This window comes from Pseudomonas sp. Ant30-3, assembly GCF_000690905.1.
Classification (GTDB): domain Bacteria; phylum Pseudomonadota; class Gammaproteobacteria; order Pseudomonadales; family Pseudomonadaceae; genus Aquipseudomonas.
Window position 1 is genome coordinate 1 of sequence record NZ_JMCL01000185.1, and the last position, 2,057, is coordinate 2,057.

1 protein-coding gene is annotated in these 2,057 nt (G+C 61.6%); it reads left to right on the plus strand.

Going from position 1 to position 2,057, the window contains the following annotated elements; all coding sequences use genetic code 11:
• Positions 1–177: 177 nt before the first annotated feature.
• Positions 178–1,881: a choline dehydrogenase gene (gene betA / locus DU29_RS0128495; RefSeq protein WP_028624751.1), complete on the plus strand. Its 1,704-nt coding sequence runs from the start codon at positions 178–180 to the stop codon at positions 1,879–1,881.
• The last annotated feature ends 176 nt before the right edge of the window (positions 1,882–2,057 follow it).

Genomic DNA, 2,057 nt, shown 5'->3' on the forward strand with positions numbered 1-2,057 from the left:
GGAGCTTGCTCCCGCTGGGCTGCGAAGCGGCCCCATTCCAGGCACCGCATTCTTCAGACAGAACTCGGTCGCTTGTTTTGCGACTGCTGCGCAGCCGAACGGGAGCAAGCTCCCTCGCCACAAGTAAGTGGCAGCTCGGTCACCGCGACCTGACCAACTTCAAAGAGGGTGCATTTTATGTCCCAAGAATTCGATTACATCATCATCGGTGCCGGCTCGGCCGGTAACACCCTGGCGACCCGTCTAACTGAAGACCAAGGCGTCACCGTTCTGCTGCTCGAAGCAGGCGGCCCTGATTACCGTCTCGACTTCCGCACGCAAATGCCCGCTGCCCTGGCATTCCCGCTGCAAGGTCGACGCTATAACTGGGCGTACGAAACTGACCCAGAGCCGCACATGGACGGCCGTCGCATGGAATGCGGTCGCGGCAAGGGCCTCGGCGGCTCGTCGCTGATCAACGGCATGTGCTACATCCGCGGCAACGCGATGGACTACGACAACTGGTCGAAATTGCCAGGTCTGGAAGACTGGGATTACTTGAACTGTCTGCCGTATTTCCGTAAGGCCGAAACGCGCGACATCGGCGCCAACGACTACCACGGTGGCGATGGCCCGGTCAGCGTGACCACGCCGAAAGCCGGCAACAACCCGCTGTTCCACGCAATGGTTGAAGCAGGCGTGCAAGCCGGCTACCCGCGCACAGAAGACCTCAATGGTTACCAACAGGAAGGCTTCGGTCCGATGGACCGTACCGTCACGCCGAACGGCCGTCGCGCCAGCACCGCTCGCGGTTACCTGGATGTCGCCAAGAAGCGCTCGACCCTGACCATCGTCACCCACGCCCTGACTGACAAGATCCTGTTCGAAGGCAAGCGTGCGGTCGGAGTGCGTTACCTGATCGGCGCTGCAGAAGAACGCGTCGAAGCCCGCGCCCGCAAGGAAGTGCTGCTGTGTTCCGGCGCCATTGCTTCGCCGCAGATTCTGCAACGCTCGGGTGTCGGCCCCGCCGACCTGCTGAACAAGCTCGACATCCCGGTGGTCCACGACCTGCCGGGCGTTGGCGAGAACCTGCAGGATCACCTCGAGTTGTACCTGCAATACGCCTGCACCCAACCGGTCTCGCTGTACCCGTCGCTGCTCTGGTACAACCAGCCGGCGATCGGTGCCGAGTGGCTGTTCAACGGCACCGGCATCGGCGCCAGCAACCAGTTCGAAGCCGGCGGTTTCATCCGCAGCAGTCCTGATTTCGAATGGCCGAACATCCAGTACCACTTCCTGCCGGTAGCGATTAACTACAACGGCAGCAACGGCGTAAAAGAGCACGGTTTCCAGGCACACATGGGCTCCATGCGTTCGCCGAGTCGTGGTCGCGTTCAGGCCAAATCGAAGGATCCGCGCGAGTACCCGAGCATCCTGTTCAACTACATGGCCTCCGAGCAGGACTGGCAGGAATTCCGCGACGGCATCCGCCTGACCCGGGAAATCATGCAGCAGCCTGCGCTGGACCCTTACCGTGGCCGCGAAATCAGCCCAGGCATCGACGTGCAGACGGACGAGCAGCTCGACACGTTCATTCGCGAACACGCCGAAACCGCGTTCCACCCATCCTGCTCGTGCAAGATGGGCACCGACGCCATGGCCGTGGTCGATGGCGAAGGTCGCGTGCACGGCATGCAAGGCCTGCGTGTGGTCGATGCCTCGATCATGCCGATCATCACCACCGGTAACCTGAACGCACCGACGATCATGATCGCCGAGAAAATTGCCGACAAGATCCGTGGCCGCCAACCGCTACCGCGCAGCACCGCCGATTACTACGTGGCCGGCGATGCGCCGGTGCGTGGCAAGCCGTTGCGGGATTTGAGCCTGACTGCACAGTAAGGCGTGATACCGAGTCGCGACCATCGCGAGCAGGCTCACTCCTACAGGTGATCTTCAGTGAACGCAGATACTGTGAACACCGAAGCTCACCTGTAGGAGTGAGCCTGCTCGCGATGGGGCCGGCCTCAACAACATTTCCCCAATGGATACACCCCAACAATCCCGCCCCACCCTTG

Excerpts from the sequence above, each read along its gene's own strand:
- betA (WP_028624751.1), top strand. The coding sequence starts at position 178 with ATGTCCCAAGAATTCGATTACATCATCATCGGTGCCGGCTCGGCCGGT.